Annotated in this window: 2 protein-coding genes; one reads left to right on the top strand and one right to left on the bottom strand. The window is 55.2% G+C overall.

Going from position 1 to position 833, the window contains the following annotated elements; all coding sequences use genetic code 11:
- Positions 1–6: 6 nt before the first annotated feature.
- Complete coding sequence (locus JNK74_28425; protein MBL7650114.1) at positions 7–228, bottom strand: type II toxin-antitoxin system HicB family antitoxin; 222 nt, start codon at positions 226–228, stop codon at positions 7–9.
- Positions 229–282: 54 nt separating this feature from the next.
- Here JNK74_28425 and JNK74_28420 point away from each other — a divergent pair.
- A partial coding sequence (locus JNK74_28420; protein ID MBL7650113.1) for a DUF262 domain-containing protein occupies positions 283–833 on the top strand: 551 nt, incomplete at its 3' end.

Here is an 833-nt window from a genome sequence, read left to right as displayed (position 1 = left end):
CTGTGATCAGAACGCGGGGGCGATTCTCTCGACGACGCTCTTGGAGCTTTTAGCAAGAGCTGCCTGTTCCCGCCGATACGCAGTCAATTCGTGTAAAGCGTCGAGAACCATTTCCCGAGCTTCCTCCACGGTCTCCCCTTCGGAAACCGCGCCTGGAACCTCCGGAATAAAGGCCGTAAAACCGCCTTCCTCCGCCGGCTCAAAGACGATGGTAAGCTCATTGTCCATACTACTATTATACGCCTGAGTTCACAAAACGATAGGGCCAGCAGACCTCCTAGTATGAAAATTGAACTCAGGAATATCAAAATCGCCGATCTCGTTGCCGACTACATTGACAACAACGAGGAAGGCGTGCGCGGGTATGGCGCAAAGCTGAACATCCGCCCTGCCTATCAGCGCGAGTTCATCTACAAGGACAAGCAGCGGGCCGCCGTCATCGAGACTGTTCGCAAGAACTTCCCGCTAAACACAATGTATTGGGCCGTGTCGGATGACGGCAACTTCGAGCTCATGGATGGGCAGCAGCGCACGGTGAGTATCTGCCAATTCGTTGCTGGCGACTTCGCCATTGAGATCGACAAGACGACCAAGTTCTTCCACAACCTGCCCGCCGACCAGAAGCAGCAGATTCTGGATTACGAACTGAGCGTCTACGTCTGCGATGGAACGCCGAGCGAGAAGCTGGACTGGTTCAAAATCATCAACATCGCGGGCGAGAACTTGACCGACCAGGAGCTACGCAACGCGATGTTCACCGGGCCGTGGCTTGCCGACGCCAAGCGCTGGTTCAGCAAGACAGGTTGCCCTGCCTATCAGATCGGCGAGAAGTA

Source organism: Candidatus Hydrogenedentota bacterium (genome assembly GCA_016791475.1).
GTDB lineage: Bacteria > Hydrogenedentota > Hydrogenedentia > Hydrogenedentales > JAEUWI01 > JAEUWI01.
This window is presented reverse-complemented; position numbering and strand designations above follow the sequence as displayed.